The sequence below is a fragment of the Bradyrhizobium acaciae genome (assembly GCF_020889785.1).
GTDB classification, from domain to species: Bacteria; Pseudomonadota; Alphaproteobacteria; order Rhizobiales; family Xanthobacteraceae; genus Bradyrhizobium; species Bradyrhizobium acaciae.
Genome location: NZ_JACMYK010000146.1, coordinates 1 through 18,227 on the forward strand (window position 1 = coordinate 1; position 18,227 = coordinate 18,227).

Here is an 18,227-nt window from a genome sequence, read left to right on the forward strand (position 1 = left end):
CGAGCCGCGCCGGCACCTGCCGTGGCAGCTCCGGCACCGACGGCGAATGAGGCATCCCTGGCTGCACCCGCGGGCGGCGACGCCAAATCGCTGAAGTCGACCTCGACCGGTCTGCACGAATTGTCGCCGTGGAACATGTTCCTGAATGCCGACATCATCGTGAAGGCGGTGATGCTCGGTCTCGCCTTTGCCTCGCTCGTGACCTGGACGGTCTTCATCGCCAAGATGGTCGAGCTGACCGTGGCGCAGCGCAAGCTGCGTGGCGCGCTCGCCAGGATCGCTGAATCGCGGTCGCTGGCCGAAGCGCAGTTCGCGCTCGGCGCCAAGGGCAGCGTGCTGTCGTCGTTCATTGCGGCTGCGATGCGCGAGGGACGTCTGTCGGCGGGCATCTCGAGCGACAGCGGCATCAAGGAGCGCGCGGCCTCGAGCTTCGCCGAGATCATGCGCGCCGAAGCCCGCAAGATCCGCGTCGGTACGGGCCTGCTCGCGACCATCGGCGCGACGTCGCCCTTCGTCGGCCTGTTCGGCACCGTGTGGGGCATCATGAACAGCTTCATCGGCATCTCGAAGTCGCAGACCACGAACCTTGCCGTGGTGGCGCCGGGCATCGCGGAAGCGCTGCTCGCAACCGCGATCGGTCTCGTCGCGGCCATCCCCGCCGTGATCATCTACAACCATTTCTCGCGCGTCACGAAGGTTTACCTCGAGCTCGTCAGCCGCGCCTCGGGTGCCGCGGGACGGCTGCTGTCGCGCGACCTCGATCGCACCCATGGCAGCATTCCCGGCGACGTTCCGCGCGCTCCCCATGCGCGTGCCGCGGCGGAGTAGGCGATGGCCGTCTCGATCTCCGAGAACGATGGCGACGACGATTTCGAGGAATCGCACGAGATCAACGTCACACCGTTCATCGACGTGATGCTGGTGCTGCTGATCATCTTCATGGTGGCGGCGCCGCTCTCGACCGTCGACTTGCCGATCGATCTGCCGACCTCGAGCGCAACGCCGCAGAAGAAGCCGGACAAGCCGACCTATGTCAGCATCAAGCCGGACCTGACGCTGGCCATCGGGGAGAATGCTGTGAAGCGGACCGATCTGGTCAATTCGCTCGATGCGGTGCCCGATATGAGCAGAGACAAATATGTCTTCCTGCGGGCCGATCGCATGGTCCCCTATGGCGAGCTGATGGGCGTGATGGAGTTGCTGCGCACCGGTGGCTACACGCATGTGAAGCTGGTCACGCTCGAGGGCGTGCCGGGAGCGCCCGCGGCCCTGCAGACCGAGCCGGCCAAACCCTGACGGCGAACAGCGATGTCCACCAACCCCGAACTCGACCTGCGGACGTCCAAGCGGCTCTGGGTGATCGCTGCCGTGACGGCGGTCGGGCTGCATCTGGGCGGCGCGGCGCTGGCGCTGACCAATTTGCGCGGCGACGACGGCGACGAGGGGCTCGGCGCTGCCGGCGCGGAATACGCCGTCGAGCTTGCCACCGCAAGCGAGGAGGATGACCCAGCGCCACCCGGGCCGCCGGACCGTGCACAGGAAGCTGCGCCGGAAATGGTGCAGCAGAAGGCCGAGGTGAAGGATACCGATCTTCCCCAGGCTCAACCGACTGAGGCCGAGGATCCCGATCGCATCGTCACGGAAGACAACAGCAAGAAGCCGAAGGAGGAGGATGCTCAGGTCGCCAAGGTTCAAACCGAGACCAGCGAAGCCTCCGAGAAGCACGAAGACCGCTCGCCGACCAAGCTTGAAGACGCGACGCGCCAGTCGGAGACCACCAAGGCACCCAACCCCGGCATCGGCAAGGACAAGTTCGCGCTGACCGCCAAATGGGGCAAGAAGATCAGCGCCTATCTCGACCTGCACAAGAAATACCCCGAGAAGGGCAAGACCAAGTCGGCTAACGTGAAGCTTGCCTTGGTGCTCAATCGTCTCGGCAAGGTGTTGTCGGTCGCCGTGACGGAATCGTCTGGCGATGCCGCCTTCGACGACGCGGCGATCTCGATGGTTCACCGCTCCGATCCGGTGCCGGCGCCGCCGGCCGGACTGACCGAGGACCAGTTCTCGTTCACGCTCCCCGTTACGTTCAATCAGCCGAAGAAGTAGCTGTGTCATTCCGGGCCGCGCCCTGCGCGGACGCCGTCGGCGGGCCCGGAATGACGTTATCTCAGCTTTTAATCTCAGCTCTTCTTCACCAGCGGGCAGACGCTCTTCTCGAGCGGCAGCCAGGCTTCATCCGCCGGGATGGTGGCGACCAGCTTGTAATAGTCCCACGGATATTTTGACTCCGACGGCTTCTTCACCTCGAACAGATAGGCGGGGTGGATCTTGCGGCCGTCGACGCGGATCGAGCCCTTGCCGAACAGGGGATCGTCGGTCGGCAATTCCTTCATCTTGGCGACCACGGCGCGGCCGTCATGCGGATTGCCGCCGAGCGCTTCCAGCGCCTTGAAGTAGTGGATCAGCGACGAATAGACGCCGGCCTGCACCATGGTCGGCGGGTTCTTCTTGAAGCGCTCCATGAAGCGCTTGGTGAAGGCCCGGGTCTGGTCGTTCATGTCCCAGTAGAACGTCTCGGTGAAGTTCAGGCCCTGCGCGACGTTGAGACCGAGCGCGTTGATGTCGGTGATGAACAGCAGCATGCCGGCAAGCCGCTGGCCGCCCGAGACGATACCGAACTCGGCGGCCTGCTTGATCGCGTTGGTGGTGTCGCCGCCGGCATTGGCAAGACCGACGATCTTGGCCTTAGAGCTTTGCGCCTGGAGCAGGAACGACGAGAAGTCCGCATTGTTGAGCGGATGCTTGACGCTGCCGAGCACCTTGCCGCCATTCGCGGTGACGACCGCCGAGGTGTCGCGCTCGAGCGCCTGGCCGAACGCATAATCCGCGGTGAGGAAGAACCAGGTATCGCCGCCGGATTTGACCAGCGCCTTGCCGGTGCCGTTCGCGAGCATGTAGGTGTCGTAGACCCAATGCACCGTGTTCGGCGAGCATTGCGCGCCGGTGAGGTCGGACGAGGCGGAGCCCGAGTTCAAATTGACGACGTTCTTCTCCTTGGAGAGGTTCGCGATCGCAAGCCCGACATTGGAGGCCGCGAGATCGACGAACACGTCGACCTTCTCGACATCGATCCATTGCTTGCCGATGTTGACCGCGACATCCGGCTTGTTCTGGTGATCGGCCGAGATCAGGTCGATCTTCCAGCCCTTTGCCAGCAGCCCGGAATCCTCGATCGCCATCTGCGCCGCCACCGTCGAGCCGGGACCGCCGATATCCTGATAGAGACCGGACTGATCGCCGAGGGCGCCGACCTTGGCGACCTTGTCCATCGTCTGCGCCGATGCGCCGCCGGCGAACGCGAGGCTCGTGGTCATGACCAGGGCTGCTGCAATGGAACGCTTCATCTTTCCTCCAGTATGATTTTTGCTTTTGAGTTCCTCATTATGCCCGGCATCGGGCGTATCGCCTAGGGCGCCGGCGCGAGCGATCGCGCGCGATATTCCACGCTGCGGCGATTGAGCGACCGCTGACGCGCGACCGGATGCCGCGGCGTCGGTCGTAGATCATCAATGTCGGAGATGACGGGAAGCCCGAGCGCGCTATTTCCAGTAGTAGCGGATCGCGACGTAGACCACGACGAGGCACGCGAAGATCAGCGCCACCGGCATCGGACGCTTGGCGTTCGGATCGGATGCAGTCGTCTTCTTGGCGGGCAGGCGGCGGAATGCGGTGACGTTGCCGGTGTCGGCGACCGGTTCGCGTGTGCGCGCCGGAACCTCCGGTGCCTTGCCGGCGCCGCCCATCTCCGCATAGTAGGTGCGATACATCTCCTGGATGGTCGCCTCGCCGGCCTCGGCGTCGCTCATCTGTTCCGTGAGCTTCTTGTAGATGGCGAGGAAATTCTGCGCCTCCGGCGGCAGAGCGGAGGCGCCGTTCAGCTTGGCCATCATCTTCCAGGTGGCAAAGTCAGCCCGCGCGCGAGTGTCGGCGCGTCGTGCAATCAGCATATCGGCAGCTTTGATCACCATGGCCTCGAAGCGTTCCCGTCCTTGCGAATGAGCCGGAAAGTGGCACGGATTTCCGATCAGATCATGCGCCAGATCAAAGGCTATGTGTTTCCGGTAATGAGGAGAAGGGCATTGATTACATAGCCGGTCAGAGTTCGCAGTATCATTGAAATAACATCAAGATTTAGGCCGACCTGCCTGCCGATCACGGGCAGCAGGATCAATAGCCCGATCAGGATCAGCATGCCGTAGGGCTCGAGCCGGGCGAGCGGGATCGCCAGCGGCCGCGGCAACAGCCCGACCGCGACCCTTCCGCCGTCCAGCGGCGGGATCGGCATCATGTTGAAGATCGCGAGCACGATGTTGATCAGGAACGCGTTTTTCAGATTGTCCGCGGCCCATTTTGCCGCATCGGCCGGAACCAATGGCAGTGCGTGGAATGCCAGCGCCGCCGCGGTCGCCAGGATGATGTTGGTGATCGGGCCGGCCAGCGCCACCCAGACCATATCGAGCTTGGGATGGTTCAGCTTGCGGAAGTTCACCGGAACCGGCTTGGCGTAGCCGAACAGGAACGGTGAATGCGCAAACAGCAGCATCGCAGGCAGGACCAGCGTGCCGAACGGATCGATGTGCTTCAGCGGGTTGAAGCTGACGCGGCCGAGCTGCCAGGCGGTGTCGTCGCCGAGCCGATGCGCGACGAAGCCGTGCGCGGCCTCGTGGAAGGTGATCGCAATGACCAGCGGCAGCACCCAGACGGAGACGTCGTAGAGGGAAATATTCAACTGCGTGCCGCCTCCGCCTGGACCGGACCTCAGGCTAGCACGGATTCGCTGACGGCCTTGCGGGCGGGCCGCGGCTCATTGTGTATCCGGCGCGACCACGCGGGCCTGTTGCGGCTGGGTGGTCGCGATCCAGATCCCGGCAAGGACGGTGACGATGCCGGCCATCAGATTCCAGCTCAGCGGCTCGCCGAGCAGCGCAGCACCGACCAGCGATGCCGCGATCGGGTTGACGGTGACTGAGATCGCCACCCGGGTCGGCGTCGTCCGCTCCAGCGCGAAAGCCCAGAGATAGAAGGTGAGCGCTGCGCCGAAGGCGCCGAGATAGGTCGCGCCGAACCATTGCGGCGCACCGAAGTCGGCGACCGGCGCAAAACTGCCGCGCAACAACGAGGCTGCAATGAGGACCGCAGCTCCGGCCGCCATGGCGAGCGTGGTGAAGGGGATCGGACCGGAGCGGCGGATATAGGGTTTCGACCAGATGCTGTAGAGCGCCATGCACAGCGCGGCTGCGACCATCAACAGGTCGCCGCGCCAGGCGCTCGGTGGCGCCGTGGCGAGGCCGGAGAGCAGCGCCACCGAGACACCGAGGATCGTGACCAAGACGCCGATGGTCTTGCGCGCGGTCAGCGGCTCGGCGCCGAGTGCTGCGCCGACCAGCATGGTCAGCAGCGGCAATGTCGAGAGCGCGAGTGCGCCGCGCGCCGCCGTGGTGAAGATCAGCGAGGCGTTGAACAGGATCGGAAACGCCGCAAAGAACAGCAGGCCGAGCCCGGCGGTGCCGAGCCAGTCGCTCCGCTGCGGCCAGCTGCCGCGTTGCAGCAGTGCCAGCGGCAGCAGCAACAAGACTCCGATGCCGAAGCGGAACGCGCCGATCGCCAGCGGATCGATCGCGCCGACCAGAAACCGGGTCGCCCCGATCGAGGTTCCGCCGAGCGCGCTCGACAGCACCGCGGCCAACACCCCCCCAGATTTCGCCCATCCGTTTTCGATCCCGCTGTTCCGCTTGCGCAATCTAGGGAAGAGGCCATAATCAGGAAATCGCATAAATCTGATCAATTTAATCACAGGTCGTTATGAGCGCGCCCGTCCTGGACCCTGATCTCCTGCAGGCTTTTGTGGCGGTAGCCGACCACCGCTCCTTCACCCGTGCCGCGTCGGCGCTGAACCGGACCCAATCGGCCGTCAGCATGCAGGTGAAGCGGCTGGAGGAGCGGCTGCAGGCCGAGCTGTTTCACCGCAGCACGACCAGTGTCGATCTGAGCGCGGCCGGCGAAGGGCTGCTCGGCTACGCCCGACGCATTCTGAGCCTCAACGTGGAGGCGGTCGGCCGGGTGCGTGCGCACGGCACCGACGGGCGGGTTCGTCTCGGCGTGATGGACGACTACGGGACGTTGATCGTCCCGCCGCTGCTCAGGGATTTCATCGCCAACTATCCGCTGATCCATGTCGAGATGGAGACCGGGCTGACGTCGTCGATGACGGACCGGCTCGGCGAAGCCTATGACCTCGTGATCGCGATGCACCCCGAGGGGCGCGGCGAGGGCGAGCTGCTGCGCACCGAGCAGGCGGTGTGGGCCGCGAGCGCCGCGCATCGTGTCGAAGAGCTCGATCCGCTGCCGGTCGCGCTCTATCCGCAGGGCTGTCTGTTCCGGAGCTGGGCGATGCAGGCGCTGGACGAAGCCAACCGGCCGTGGCGGCTCGCCTTCGTCAGCCACAGCCTGTCGGCGGTCGAGGCGATCGCCGCGCAGGGCCTCGCCGTGACCGTGGTGAAGTCGGGCACCTTTCCGCCGACGCTGCGCCGCCTGGCCACGCGCGACGGCATGCCGCGACTGCCGCGGGCCGAGATCCGGCTGCACCGCGCGCAAAATCTTTCGCGCGCGGCATCACTGCTTGCCGATCATCTCGTCGCCGCGCTGCGGCAACCGGCGAAGCGAGCGAGCTAGTACGTCGCCCGTCCGCCGGAGATGTCGAACACCGCGCCGGTCGAGAATGCGCAATCTTCCGACGCCAGCCACGCCACCATCGCGGCAAGCTCCTCGACCAGCACGAAGCGGGCCTTCGGAATCTTCGACAGCATGAAGTCGATGTGCGCTTGCGTCATCTGATCGAAGATCGCGGTCTTCGCCGCGGCCGGCGTCACCGCATTGACCAGGATGTCGTGCTGCGCGAGCTCCTTGCCGAGCGATTTGGTCAGCGCGATCAGGCCGGCCTTCGACGATGAATAATGTGCGGCGTTCGGATTGCCTTCCTTGCCAGCGATCGAGGCGATGTTGATGATGCGGCCGTATTTCTGGCCGATCATGGTCGGCACAATCGCCTTGCAGCAGATGAAGGGACCCTCGAGATTGAGGCGCATCACCCTCCGCCAGTCGTCGAGATCGGTTTCCCACACCGGCTTGTTGGCTCCGGTGATGCCGGCGTTGTTGACGAGAATGTCGATCTTGCCGAACGCCCGCAGGGTCTGATCGCGCGCGGCGTCGACCGCATCGGGATCGGTGACGTCGGTCTTGATTGCGATCACGTTCTCGCCGATCGCCCGCGCGGTCTTCTCGGCCAGCGGCTGGTCGAAATCCCAGATCGCGACCTTGGCGCCCGAAGCGACAAAGCGCTCGGTGATGGCACGGCCGAACCCTTGCGCGCCGCCGGTGACGACGGCACAGCGGCCGTTGAGATCGATCTTGTTCATTGGTGTTGTCCTTTGATTTCCTCGGTGCGGCCGCACGGACGTTCTGCTCCCTCGCCCCGCGCTTGCGGGGAGAGGGTTGGGGTGAGGGGTTGTCTCCGCATATTGGTGCGGAGGTATTGTGCCTCGCCCCTCACCCGGAAGCTTCGCTTCCGACCTCTCCCCGCAAAGAGCGGGGAGAGGTTCGAAGATCAGAGCATGAAGCCGCCGTCGACGACCATGTCGACGCCGGTGGTGAATGCGGCTTCGTCGCTCGCAAGATAGACCGCCATGGCGGCGATCTCCTCCGCGGTGCCGAGCCGGCCCATCTTCTGACGGGCGACGAACTTCTCGCGTCCGTCCGGGCCTGCCGCGGCCGCGCGCTCGAGCATCGAGGGCGTCTCGACGGTGCCGGGGCAAATGCTGTTGCAGCGGATGCCCTGGGTGATGAAGTCGAGCGCAACCGCGCGCGTCAGCAGCGAAACCGCCGCCTTCGACGCGCTGTAGACGTAGCGGTTGGCCGGCGGCCGCAACGCCGCACAGGACGAGATGTTGACGATGCTGCCGCCGCCGCCCGCCAGCATCGCAGGCAGAAACGCCTTGATGGTCCGGTGCATGGATTTGACGTTGAGATCGAACGAGAAGTCGAAGTCCTCGTCCGAGCACTCCAGAATGGTGCCGTGATGCACGAAGCCTGCCGCGTTGAGCAGGATGTCGATCTTGCCGACGCGCTTGGCGAAGCTGTTGACGTCAGCCGTGCTGCGCACGTCGAGCCGCGCTGTCTCGGCGATGCCGTCCTTGCCGAGCGTGGCGATGCCGCTCTCGTTGATGTCGGTGGCGATCACGGTGGCGCCTTCACGCGCGAATGCGATCGCGCATGCACGCCCGATGCCCGCCGCCGCGGCGGTGACGACGGCGCGCTTTCCCTTCAGTCTGTCTGACATGGAAGTCTCCTCGAAATCCTGATCGGATTTGTTGCCGCCGTCATTGCGAGAAGCGAAGCGACGAAGCAATCCATACTTCCGCGGGGGCGATATGGATTGCTTCGCTTCGCTCGCAATGACGATGCGGAGCTAGTGATTATCGCGCGCCACGCCGACCTTGCCCGCGATGTCGTGATAGCGCGTCGCGAGCTCGAGGCAGGCGCCGGTCGCGTGCTGGCCGACGGTCTGGCGGTAGAGCTCCTGCCACGGCGTCTGGTTGGCCGGGTGCGGGAAGCCGCCCTTGGCCTTCAGCTCGGCGCGGCGGGTGCGCAGTTCGTCCTCCGAGATCATGATGTTGGCGCTGCCCTTGTTGAGGTCGATGCGCACCTTGTCGCCGGTCTTCAGGATCGCGAGACCGCCATCGGCGGCGGCTTCCGGCGAGGCGTTGAGGATCGAGGGCGAGCCCGAGGTCCCGGACTGGCGGCCGTCGCCGATGCAGGGCAGGGACAGGATGCCGCGTTTGATCAGCGCTGCCGGCGGCTGCATGTTCACGACCTCGGCGCCGCCGGGATAGCCGATCGGGCCGGTGCCGCGAACGAACAGCACGCAATGCTCGTCGATGTCGAGCGCGGGATCCTCGATCCGTGCGTGATAATCCTCCGGGCCCTCGAACACGATGGCGCGGCCCTCGAAAGCGTTGAGGTCCTTCGGGTTGGACAGATAGCGGTCGCGGAATTCCTTCGAGATCACGCTGGTCTTCATGATCGCGGAATCAAACAGATTGCCGCGCAATACCAGGAAGCCGGCGTCCTTCACCAGTGGCTTGTCGAAGCTCCAGATCACGTCGCCGTCGGGCTTCGGTGCTTCCTTGCAATTCTCGCCCATGGTCCGGCCATTGACGGTGAGCGCGCCTTCATGGATGCGCTTGTGCTTCATCAGCTCGCGCACCACCGAGGGCACGCCGCCGGCGCGGTGATATTCCTCGCCGAGATAGAAGCCGGCCGGCTGCATGTTCACCAGCAGCGGTATGTCATGTCCGTATTTCTGCCAGTCGTCGATCGACAGCTCGACGCCGACATGGCGCGCCAGCGCATTGATGTGGATCGGCGCGTTGGTCGAGCCGCCGATCGCGGAGTTGACCACGATGCAGTTCTCGAACGCCTCGCGGGTCAGGAAGTCCGACGGCTTCAGATCTTCCCAGACCATGTCGACGATGCGTTTCCCGGTCTCGTAGGCGATCTGGCCGCGCTCGCGATAGGGCGCCGGGATCGCCGCGCAGCCCGGCAGCGAGAAGCCGAGCGCTTCCGCGAGCGAGTTCATGGTCGAGGCGGTGCCCATCGTGTTGCAATGGCCGACCGAGGGCGCCGAGGAGGCGACGATTTCGAGGAACTGCTCATAGTCGATCTCGCCCGCGGCGAGCCGCTCGCGCGCCTTCCACACCACGGTGCCGGAGCCGGTGCGCTGGCCCTCGTGCCAGCCGTTCAGCATCGGCCCGCCGGACAGCACGATCGCCGGCAGATTGACCGTTGCCGCCGCCATCATGCAGGCCGGCGTGGTCTTGTCGCAGCCGGTGGTCAGCACTACGCCATCGAGCGGATAGCCGAACAGCACCTCGACCAGGCCGAGATAGGCGAGGTTGCGGTCGAGCGCCGCGGTCGGGCGCTTGCCGGTCTCCTGGATCGGATGGGTCGGAAACTCCATCGCGATGCCGCCGGCGGCACGGATGCCCTCGCGGACGCGGTGCGCAAGCTCGAGGTGATGCCGGTTGCAGGGCGACAGATCGTTGCCGGTCTGCGCGATGCCGATGATCGGCTTGCCCGACTGTAATTCCTCGCGCGTCAGGCCGTAATTGAGGTAGCGCTCGAGATAGAGCGCGGTCATGCCCGGATTGTGCGGGTTGTCGAACCATTCCTGGGAGCGGAGCCTGCGGCCCTTGCCCTTAGTGGTCTCGCCTGCGGCGCCGTGCCCGTTGGTGTGGGGTTTTGTCATCTGTTTCTCCCGCAATGCAAACTCTTGATGGGCCCATTCAAGGGCTCTGGTTCAGCGTTGTTCTACCTCGCGCAAATCATCGCGCATTACAAACCTCGACGATCACGCAGGGGTGTTTCGCTGGATGGATTGGACCTTAGTTGAAGGGACTTGGTTGCGCTACCATTTTGTCATTTTTCGCTTCCCTTGTGACAGACAGGTGTCGGGCCGATGTCAGCCGCGTCGCGCCGAGCTTTGCCGCTCCATGACGCTGAAGCCGAGATCGACAACGGGCTCGGTGGGTCGGCGGCCCTCCAGCGTCTCGATCACCATCGCGGCAGCGTTCTTGCCCATTTCGTAGCGGTTGGTGCGCACGCTGCTCAGCGTCGGCTCGCTCGACGCCATGAATTCGAGGTCGTTGAAGCCGACGATGGCCATCTGCTCCGGCACCGCCATGTGCCGGCGCTTGCATTCGAACAGCGCGCCGAGCGCAAGGTCGTCATTGACGCAGAATACTGCGTCGATGTCAGGCGCCTTGGAGAGCAGGTCGGCAAACAACGTCCCGCCTAATGTCACCGAGGTCGGAATTGCCGTGGTGACAATGTTCTGCGGATCGAACAGTGCAGCGTCGGTCATCGCGGCGCGATAGCCGTCGAGCCGGCGCTGCACCCGTGGATCCATCCGCGCGCCGAGGAAGCCGATCCGGCGGTAACCCTGTGCAAGCAGATGGCCGATGGCCGCTTTTGCGGCGTCAAAATGCGAGAATCCGATCATCATGTCGATCGGGGTGGGCCGAGCTCCATGATCTGGACGATCGGGCAATCGACCGTCTCCATGATGGCCCGAGAATCGGCGGTCTGGTTGATCCCGGTGACAATGAGGCCGGCCGGCTTCTGCGCCAGAAAGAGACGCAGCAGGCGCTCTTCCTGCAGGATGCTGTAGCGCGTGTTGGCAAGCTGGATGCTGTAGCGGCTGCCGTCGAGCGTGTCGTAGATGCCGCGCAGCACGTCGGAGAACACGTTGTTGGTCAGCGACGGGATCAGGACACCGATCACCTCGGTGCGCTGCGACGCCAGCGCGCGTGCCGCGAGATTGGGCACGTAGCCGAGCTCTTTTGCCGCACTTTCGACCCGTGCGCGTTTGCCGGCCGAGAGCGCGTCCGGATTCCTGAAGAAGCGTGAGGCCGTAATCGGGCTGACACCGGCGAGCTTCGCAACTTCGGCGAGCCGGATCTTGCCTGGCGTGATGCGCTTTCGGGCCATCCGCCGCTCATATCACGACGTTCGTCGCAGACAAACCGATATTGACAGCGCTACCAAGCGATTGCTAATCGAACGATTGCCAAAACCGGATAAACTGCGGACAATAAACTCAGTCCAACAGTGCCGCGCACCCAGCGCGGTCGGAACAAAACAGAGCGGTGGCGGCACTCGTCGTATGCCGTCGGGAATTTGAGGAGGGAAGTGGATGTCGTCGGTCCAGATTCGCGACGTGCGGAAATCGTTCGGTAATTTTGAAGTCCTGCACGGCGTGTCGATCCCGATCGAGGACGGCGAATTCGTCGTTCTGGTCGGCCCCTCCGGCTGCGGCAAGTCGACCCTGCTGCGCATGCTGGCGGGGCTCGAGAACATCACCTCGGGCACGATCTCGATCGGCGACCGCGTCGTCAACAATGTCCAGCCGAAAGAGCGCGACATTGCGATGGTGTTCCAGAATTACGCGCTCTATCCGCACATGACCGTCGCCGACAACATGGGCTTCTCGCTCAAGCTGCGCGGCGCCAAGCCCGAGGAAATCTCGACCGGCGTCAAGCGCGCCGCCGAAATCCTCGCGCTGACCCCATTGCTCGACCGCTATCCCCGCCAGCTCTCCGGCGGCCAGCGCCAGCGCGTCGCCATGGGCCGCGCCATCGTGCGCGATCCCCAGGTGTTCCTGTTCGACGAGCCGCTCTCGAACCTCGATGCCAAGCTGCGCGTGGCGATGCGTACCGAGATCAAGGAGCTGCACCAGCGGCTGCGCACCACGACCGTCTACGTGACCCACGACCAGATCGAGGCCATGACCATGGCCGACAAGATCGTGGTGATGCATGACGGCATCGTCGAGCAGATGGGCTCTCCGCTCGAGCTCTACGACACGCCGGCCAACCAGTTCGTCGCCGGCTTCATCGGCTCGCCCGCGATGAATTTCCTCAAGGGCAGCGTCAAGGTCAACGGCGCGGCCTATTTCGAAGGGCCGAACGGCGTCAAGCTGCCGCTGAAATCGGCACCGGCGAATTCCGACGGCAAGCCTGCCGTCTACGGCGTGCGGCCCGAGCATTTCACCATCGCCGATGACGGCGCCGAGGCCGAGATCGTGGTGGTCGAGCCGACCGGCTCCGAGACCCAGGTGTTCGCCAAGCTAGGCGGCGAGCAGGTCGTCGCCGTGTTCCGGGAGCGCCATCTGTTCAACCCGGGCGACAAGGTTCGGCTCAAGCCGGATCCCGCGCTGGTTCATCTGTTCGACGATTCGACGGGGAAGCGACTGGATAGCTGAAACCAGCGCCCGCACGTCTCGTCAGTGCATCATTTCGACCGGGGTTTCGGCCGTCACGCAAACGGCGGGGATCATTTCTAAGCAACAACCAAAAATCGGGAGAGAATTGCCAATGTCCATGTTCAACACCGACCGCCGTTCGCTGCTCAAGGGCGGCGCCGCGATGCTGGCCGCCGCGGCGACGATGTCGAGCGATCAACTGCTCGGCTATGCCAAGGCCTGGGCCCAGACCTCGCAATGGAAGCCGGAGCCTGGCGCCAAGATCAATCTGCTGCGCTGGAAGCGCTTCGTGGAAGCCGAAGACGTGGCCTTCATGAAGATCGTCGATGCCTTCCAGAAGGCCAACAACGTCACGATCAACGTCTCCAACGAATCCTACGACGATATTCAGCCGAAGGCGTCGGTCGCGGCCAATACGGGGCAGGGCCTCGACATGGTCTGGGGCCTCTATTCGCTGCCGTTCCTGTTCCCGAGCAAGTGCGTCGACGTCACCGATGTTGCCGATTATCTCGGCAAGAAGTGCGGTGGCTGGGCCGATTCCGGCAAGGCATACGGCATGCTGAACGGGAAGTGGATCGGAATTCCGGTCGCCGCTACCGGCGGCCTCGTCAACTATCGTGTCGCGGCCATGGAAAAGGCCGGCCACAAGGAGTTCCCGAAGGATCTCGCCGGCTTCGCTGATCTGGTGAAGGGCATGAACAAGAACGGCACCCCGGCCGGCATGGCGCTCGGCCACGCCTCGGGCGACGCCAACGGCTGGCTGCATTGGGCGCTGTGGGCGCATGGCGGCAAGTTGATCGACAAGGACAACAAGGTCGTCGTCAATTCGCCGGAAACCGCGAAGTCGCTCGAGTACGTCAAGGGCCTCTACGACAATTTCGTGCCGGGCACCGCGTCGTGGAACGACAGCTCCAACAACAAGGCGTTCCTGGCGGGGCAGCTGCATCTCACCGTCAACGGCATTTCGATCTACGTCACGGCGAAGAAGGAAAATCCGCAGATCGCCGAGGACATGAATCACGCCCACTTGCCGGCCGGTCTCGACGGCAAGACGCGGGAGCTGCATCTCGGCTTCCCGATCCTGATCTTCAGCTTCTCGAAATATCCGCAGACCTGCAAGGCGTTCACGGCCTTCATGCTGGAGCCGGATCAGTTCAATCCGTGGATCGAGGCGGCGCAGGGCTACCTGTCGCACTTCCTGCTCGACTACGACAAGAACCCGGTCTGGACGGCTGACCCGAAGACGACGCCGTATCGGAGCGTGGCCCAGACCGCGTCGACCCCGGCGGGCGAAGCGCAGATGAGCGAAAACGCCGCGGCCGCGATCGCCGACTTTGTCGTCGTCGACATGTATGCGAACTACTGCACCGGACGTGAAGATGTGAAGACCGCGATGGCTTCGGCCGAACGCGCGGCCAAGCGCATCTTCCGCTAGGTGACGGCCGGCGCGGCAAGCCGCGCCGGCTCCAGTCCATAGGCGATCCGAGGTGACGCACGATCCAAAACCGGTCGCGCGTCACCATCCGATTCGGAGTTGAGAGCGAATGAGCACTGTCCAGACATCGATGCCGGCGCAGGCTGCCGCGGCAGGCGAGCCGTCATTTTGGTCCCGGCTCAGCGGAAACCGCAATTGGGCAGCGTTCTGGTTCATGTTGCCGACGGCGGCGTTCCTGATCCTGTTCCTGGCCTATCCGCTCGGCCTCGGCGTCTGGATGAGCTTCACCGACGAGCGCATCGGGCGCGCCGGAGCCTTTGTCGGTATCGAGAACTACCAATGGCTATGGGATGACTCGATCTTCTGGCTGTCGGTGTTCAATACCTTGTTCTACACGCTGATCGCCAGCGCCATCAAATTCGCGATCGGGCTCTATCTCGCGCTGCTGCTGAACAGGCACATGCCGTTCAAGGCGATCATCCGGTCGATCGTGCTGATCCCGTTCATCGTGCCGACCGTGCTGTCGGCGATCGCGTTCTGGTGGATCTACGATTCGCAATTCTCGATCATCTCCTGGTCGCTGATCAAGCTCGGTCTGATTCACAGCAACATCAACTTCCTCGGCGACACCGAGTGGGCGCGGGCGAGCGTGATCTTCGCCAACGTCTGGCGCGGCGTTCCGTTCGTGGCGATCACGCTGCTGGCGGGCCTGCAGACGGTCTCGCCATCGCTCTATGAGGCCGCCACGCTCGACGGTGCGACCAGCTGGCAGCGCTTTCGCTTCATCACCTATCCGTTGCTGACCCCGATCATCGCCGTCGTGATGACCTTCTCGGTGCTGTTCACCTTTACCGACTTCCAGTTGATCTGGGCGCTGACCCGCGGCGGCCCGGTCAACGCAACCCACCTGATGGCGACGTTGAGCTATCAGCGCGGCATCATCAGCGGGCGGCTCGGCGAGGGCGCCGCGATCGCCACCGCGATGATTCCTTTCCTGGTGGCGGCCATCGCCATTTCCTGGTTCGGAATGCAGCGCCGCAAATGGCAGCAAGGATCGAACAATGACTGATTCAACCTTGCAATCGAAGGCTGCGGCCACCGCCGCCGGCGACGACACCGAGGGCATGAGCTATCTGGAGTCGCTGCCGCGGCGCCTGGTGACGCTTTATCTGCCGCTGTTCGTCATCCTGGTGGTGCTGTTATTCCCGTTCTATTGGATGGTGCTGACGTCCATCAAGCCGGACGAGCAGCTCATCGACATGGAGAAGTTCAACCCGTTCTGGGTGATTCATCCGACCTTCAAGCACATCAGCAAGCTGCTGTTCGAGACCCAGTATCCGCGCTGGCTCTGGAACACGATGTATGTCGCGGTCGGCGCGACGTTCTTGTCGATCGTCGCCAGCGTGCTGTCGGCCTATGCGATCACACGGCTGCGCTTCAAGGGCGCGGAGGCCGTCGGCGTCCTGATCTTCTTCGCTTATCTGGTGCCGCCGTCGATCCTGTTCATCCCGCTGGCTTCGGTGATCCAGGCCTACGGGCTGTTCGATTCACCGCTTTCGCTGATCCTGGTCTATCCGACGCTGCTGATCCCGTTCTCGACGTGGCTCTTGATGGGCTATTTCAAGACCATCCCCTATGAGCTCGAGGAGTGCGCCCTGATCGACGGCGCTTCGCGCTGGCAGATCCTCGTCAAGATCATCGTGCCGCTGGCGGTGCCCGGCCTGATCTCCGCCTTTATCTTCTCGTTCACTCTGTGCTGGAACGAGTTCATCTATGCGCTGACCTTCCTGCAATCGACACCGAACAAGACGGTGCCGGTTGCCATCGTCAATGAATTCGTCGACGGCGATATCTACAAATGGGGATCGCTGATGGCGGGGGCGCTGGTCGGCTCGCTGCCGCTGGTCATCCTTTACGCCTTCTTCGTTGAGCACTATGTCTCGGCGATGACGGGCGCCGTGAAGGAATGAGCGCGCAAGGCCCGCGGCGGAATTCGAAGAACAAGACAAGAAAAGGAGCACGGTCGTGCACATTCTGATTTTGGGCGCCGCCGGCATGGTCGGCCGCAAGCTGACCGAACGTCTGTTGCGCGAGGGTCGCCTCGGCAAGCAGGACATCAGCAAGATGACCCTGCAGGACGTGGTCGCACCGCAGAAGCCCGCGAACGCCTCGATCCCGGTCAATGTCGTCGCATCCGATTTTGCCGATGCCGGCGCCGCCGCGCCGCTGATCGCCGAGCGCCCGGACGTGATCTTCCATCTCGCCGCGATCGTCTCGGGTGAGGCGGAGGCCGAGTTCGACAAGGGTTACCGGATCAATCTCGACGGCACGCGCTATCTGATCGACGCGATCCGCGCCATCGGCGGCGGCTACAAGCCGCGGCTGGTGTTCACCTCTTCGATCGCGGTGTTCGGCGCGCCGTTCCCCGAGAAGATCGGCGACGAGTTCTTCCATACGCCGCTGACCAGCTACGGCACGCAGAAGTCGATCTGCGAGCTCCTGATCAACGACTATACCCGCAAGGGCCTGCTCGACGGGATCTCGATCCGCCTGCCGACGATCTGCGTGCGACCGGGCAAGCCGAACAAGGCGGCGTCCGGCTTCTTCTCCAACATCATCCGCGAGCCGCTGGCGGGCGAGGAGGCGGTCCTGCCGGTCTCCGAGGACGTGCGGCACTGGCATGCCTCGCCGAAATCGGCGGTCGGCTTCCTGGTCCATGCCGGCACCATGGACCTCAACGCGATGGGGCCGCGGCGCAATCTCAGCATGCCCGGGATGTGCGTCTCCGTCGGCGAGCAGATCGCATCGCTGGAGCGGGTTGCCGGCAAGAACGTGACCGCGCGGATCAAGCGGGTGCCCGATCCGACCATCATCAGCATCGTCTCGGGCTGGCCGCGCGACTTCGCCACCGATCGCGCGTTGAAGCTCGGCTTCACCACGGCCGAGAAGACCTTCGACGACATCATCCGCATCCACATCGAGGACGAACTCGGCGGCAAGTTCGCCGCCTGAGTAAATCCGGCTAAAGCATGATCCGGAAAAGTGTGAAGCGGTTTTCCGAAAAGATCATGCTCAAACAAGGAGCCGAAGTGCGATGACGACTCATCGCACTTCGGCGCGGCTCATGAGATGACCAGGGTTGCCAGCATCGGCGAATGCATGATCGAGCTGCGCCAGGCCCCCGGCGGGCAGGTCGGCGGACTGTATTCGCGCTTCTATGGCGGCGACACGCTCAACACCGCGGTCTATCTGTCCCGGCTCGGCGTCCACATCGACTACATCACGGCGCTCGGCGACGATGCGCTGAGCGATGAGATGATCGCGGGCTGGGCGAGCGAAGGCATCGGCACCAAGCATGTCGCGCGATTGCCGGGCAAGCTGCCGGGACTCTATCTGATCCAGACCGACGACAGGGGCGAGCGGCGCTTCTTCCATTGGCGCGACAGCGCCGCAGCGCGTGAGCTGATGGATCTGCCTGATACGGAAGATCTCCTGAACTCGCTCGCGACGTACGACCTCGTCTATGTCTCGGCGATCACGCTTTCGATCCTGCGCGAGGACGGTAGGGAACGGCTCATGGCGGCACTGAAGCGGGCGCGGCTGCTCGGAACGCGCTTTGCCTTCGACACCAATTTCCGCACCCGCGGCTGGCCGGACCTGACCGTCGCACGGAAGGTCTTCAGCGGCGCGTTCGAGGCGGCCGATATCGTGCTTGCCTCGACCGAGGATCTGGCGCCGCTCTATCCCGGCGAGAACAACGCGGCGCTGCTGGCGGGTATCTCGAGCCCCGAGGTGGTGCTGAAGCTCGCCGAGCCCGCCTGCATCGTGCGCTCGTCCGGCGGAACGCGCGAGGTGAGGGCGGAGCCGTTGCCCAAGCCGGTGGTCGATACCACGGCCGCCGGCGACAGTTTTGCT

17 protein-coding genes and 1 pseudogene are annotated in these 18,227 nt (G+C 64.1%); 10 read left to right on the plus strand and 8 right to left on the minus strand.

The window, feature by feature from the left end:
• The 3 genes from exbB to H8A92_RS33760 form a co-directional block, all read left to right on the plus strand.
• Positions 1 to 828, plus strand: an 828-nt coding sequence (exbB, locus tag H8A92_RS33750; protein ID WP_229199688.1) for a tonB-system energizer ExbB, incomplete at its 5' end; no start/stop codon positions are given.
• A gap of 3 nt (positions 829 to 831) precedes the next feature.
• Positions 832 to 1,296: a TonB system transport protein ExbD gene (exbD, locus tag H8A92_RS33755; RefSeq protein ID WP_229199689.1), complete on the plus strand. Its 465-nt coding sequence runs from the start codon at positions 832 to 834 to the stop codon at positions 1,294 to 1,296.
• Positions 1,297 to 1,308: 12 nt separating this feature from the next.
• Positions 1,309 to 2,106, plus strand: a complete 798-nt coding sequence (locus H8A92_RS33760) for a TonB family protein (RefSeq protein ID WP_229199690.1) — start codon at positions 1,309 to 1,311, stop codon at positions 2,104 to 2,106.
• Positions 2,107 to 2,180: 74 nt separating this feature from the next.
• Here H8A92_RS33760 and H8A92_RS33765 read toward each other — a convergent pair whose 3' ends face one another.
• The 4 genes from H8A92_RS33765 to H8A92_RS33780 all read right to left on the minus strand — a co-directional run bounded on the left by H8A92_RS33765 (position 2,181) and on the right by H8A92_RS33780 (position 5,746).
• Positions 2,181 to 3,404, minus strand: coding sequence for an ABC transporter substrate-binding protein (locus H8A92_RS33765; RefSeq protein ID WP_229199691.1), 1,224 nt, complete (start codon positions 3,402 to 3,404; stop codon positions 2,181 to 2,183).
• A gap of 195 nt (positions 3,405 to 3,599) precedes the next feature.
• Positions 3,600 to 4,007 carry a hypothetical protein gene (locus H8A92_RS33770; RefSeq protein ID WP_229199701.1) on the minus strand — a complete coding sequence of 136 codons (408 nt, stop codon included), beginning with the start codon at positions 4,005 to 4,007 and terminating at the stop codon, positions 3,600 to 3,602.
• A gap of 101 nt (positions 4,008 to 4,108) precedes the next feature.
• Positions 4,109 to 4,789: a site-2 protease family protein gene (locus H8A92_RS33775; RefSeq protein WP_229199692.1), complete on the minus strand. Its 681-nt coding sequence runs from the start codon at positions 4,787 to 4,789 to the stop codon at positions 4,109 to 4,111.
• A 75-nt stretch (positions 4,790 to 4,864) separates the two neighbouring features.
• The gene (locus H8A92_RS33780; protein WP_229199693.1) at positions 4,865 to 5,746 is read right to left on the minus strand and encodes a DMT family transporter; all 882 of its coding nucleotides are present in this window, start codon (positions 5,744 to 5,746) and stop codon (positions 4,865 to 4,867) included.
• Positions 5,747 to 5,862: 116 nt separating this feature from the next.
• Between H8A92_RS33780 and H8A92_RS33785 the strand changes: the two genes are divergently transcribed.
• Positions 5,863 to 6,732 carry a LysR substrate-binding domain-containing protein gene (locus H8A92_RS33785; protein ID WP_229199694.1) on the plus strand — a complete coding sequence of 290 codons (870 nt, stop codon included), beginning with the start codon at positions 5,863 to 5,865 and terminating at the stop codon, positions 6,730 to 6,732.
• On the opposite strand, the gene H8A92_RS33790 is transcribed toward H8A92_RS33785, so the two are convergent.
• The 4 genes and pseudogenes from H8A92_RS33790 to gntR form a co-directional block, all read right to left on the minus strand.
• Positions 6,729 to 7,475: an SDR family NAD(P)-dependent oxidoreductase gene (locus H8A92_RS33790; RefSeq protein WP_229199695.1), complete on the minus strand. Its 747-nt coding sequence runs from the start codon at positions 7,473 to 7,475 to the stop codon at positions 6,729 to 6,731. The genes H8A92_RS33785 and H8A92_RS33790 overlap by 4 nt on opposite strands.
• Positions 7,476 to 7,663: 188 nt before the next feature.
• On the minus strand, positions 7,664 to 8,395 hold the full coding sequence (locus tag H8A92_RS33795) for an SDR family oxidoreductase (protein WP_229199696.1): 732 nt from the start codon (positions 8,393 to 8,395) through the stop codon (positions 7,664 to 7,666).
• A gap of 129 nt (positions 8,396 to 8,524) precedes the next feature.
• Positions 8,525 to 10,363, minus strand: a complete 1,839-nt coding sequence (locus H8A92_RS33800) for an IlvD/Edd family dehydratase (RefSeq protein ID WP_229199697.1) — start codon at positions 10,361 to 10,363, stop codon at positions 8,525 to 8,527.
• Positions 10,364 to 10,576: 213 nt separating this feature from the next.
• A pseudogene (gene gntR / locus H8A92_RS33805) lies at positions 10,577 to 11,604 on the minus strand (HTH-type transcriptional regulator GntR).
• Positions 11,605 to 11,809: 205 nt separating this feature from the next.
• Between gntR and H8A92_RS33810 the strand changes: the two are divergent.
• The 6 genes from H8A92_RS33810 to H8A92_RS33835 all read left to right on the plus strand — a co-directional run.
• On the plus strand, positions 11,810 to 12,877 hold the full coding sequence (locus H8A92_RS33810) for an ABC transporter ATP-binding protein (protein ID WP_229186112.1): 1,068 nt from the start codon (positions 11,810 to 11,812) through the stop codon (positions 12,875 to 12,877).
• A gap of 112 nt (positions 12,878 to 12,989) precedes the next feature.
• Positions 12,990 to 14,312 (plus strand): ABC transporter substrate-binding protein, encoded by a 1,323-nt coding sequence (locus H8A92_RS33815; protein WP_229199698.1) that lies wholly within the window; start codon positions 12,990 to 12,992, stop codon positions 14,310 to 14,312.
• 109 nt (positions 14,313 to 14,421) lie between these two features.
• Positions 14,422 to 15,381 (plus strand): carbohydrate ABC transporter permease, encoded by a 960-nt coding sequence (locus H8A92_RS33820; RefSeq protein WP_163161063.1) that lies wholly within the window; start codon positions 14,422 to 14,424, stop codon positions 15,379 to 15,381.
• Positions 15,374 to 16,282 (plus strand): carbohydrate ABC transporter permease, encoded by a 909-nt coding sequence (locus H8A92_RS33825; RefSeq protein ID WP_163161064.1) that lies wholly within the window; start codon positions 15,374 to 15,376, stop codon positions 16,280 to 16,282. Before H8A92_RS33820 ends, H8A92_RS33825 begins: the two co-directional genes overlap by 8 nt.
• A 55-nt stretch (positions 16,283 to 16,337) precedes the next feature.
• Positions 16,338 to 17,324, plus strand: coding sequence for a D-erythronate dehydrogenase (gene denD / locus H8A92_RS33830; protein WP_229199699.1), 987 nt, complete (start codon positions 16,338 to 16,340; stop codon positions 17,322 to 17,324).
• Positions 17,325 to 17,441: 117 nt separating this feature from the next.
• On the plus strand, positions 17,442 to 18,227 hold a 786-nt coding region (locus tag H8A92_RS33835; RefSeq protein WP_229199700.1), incomplete at its 3' end, for a sugar kinase.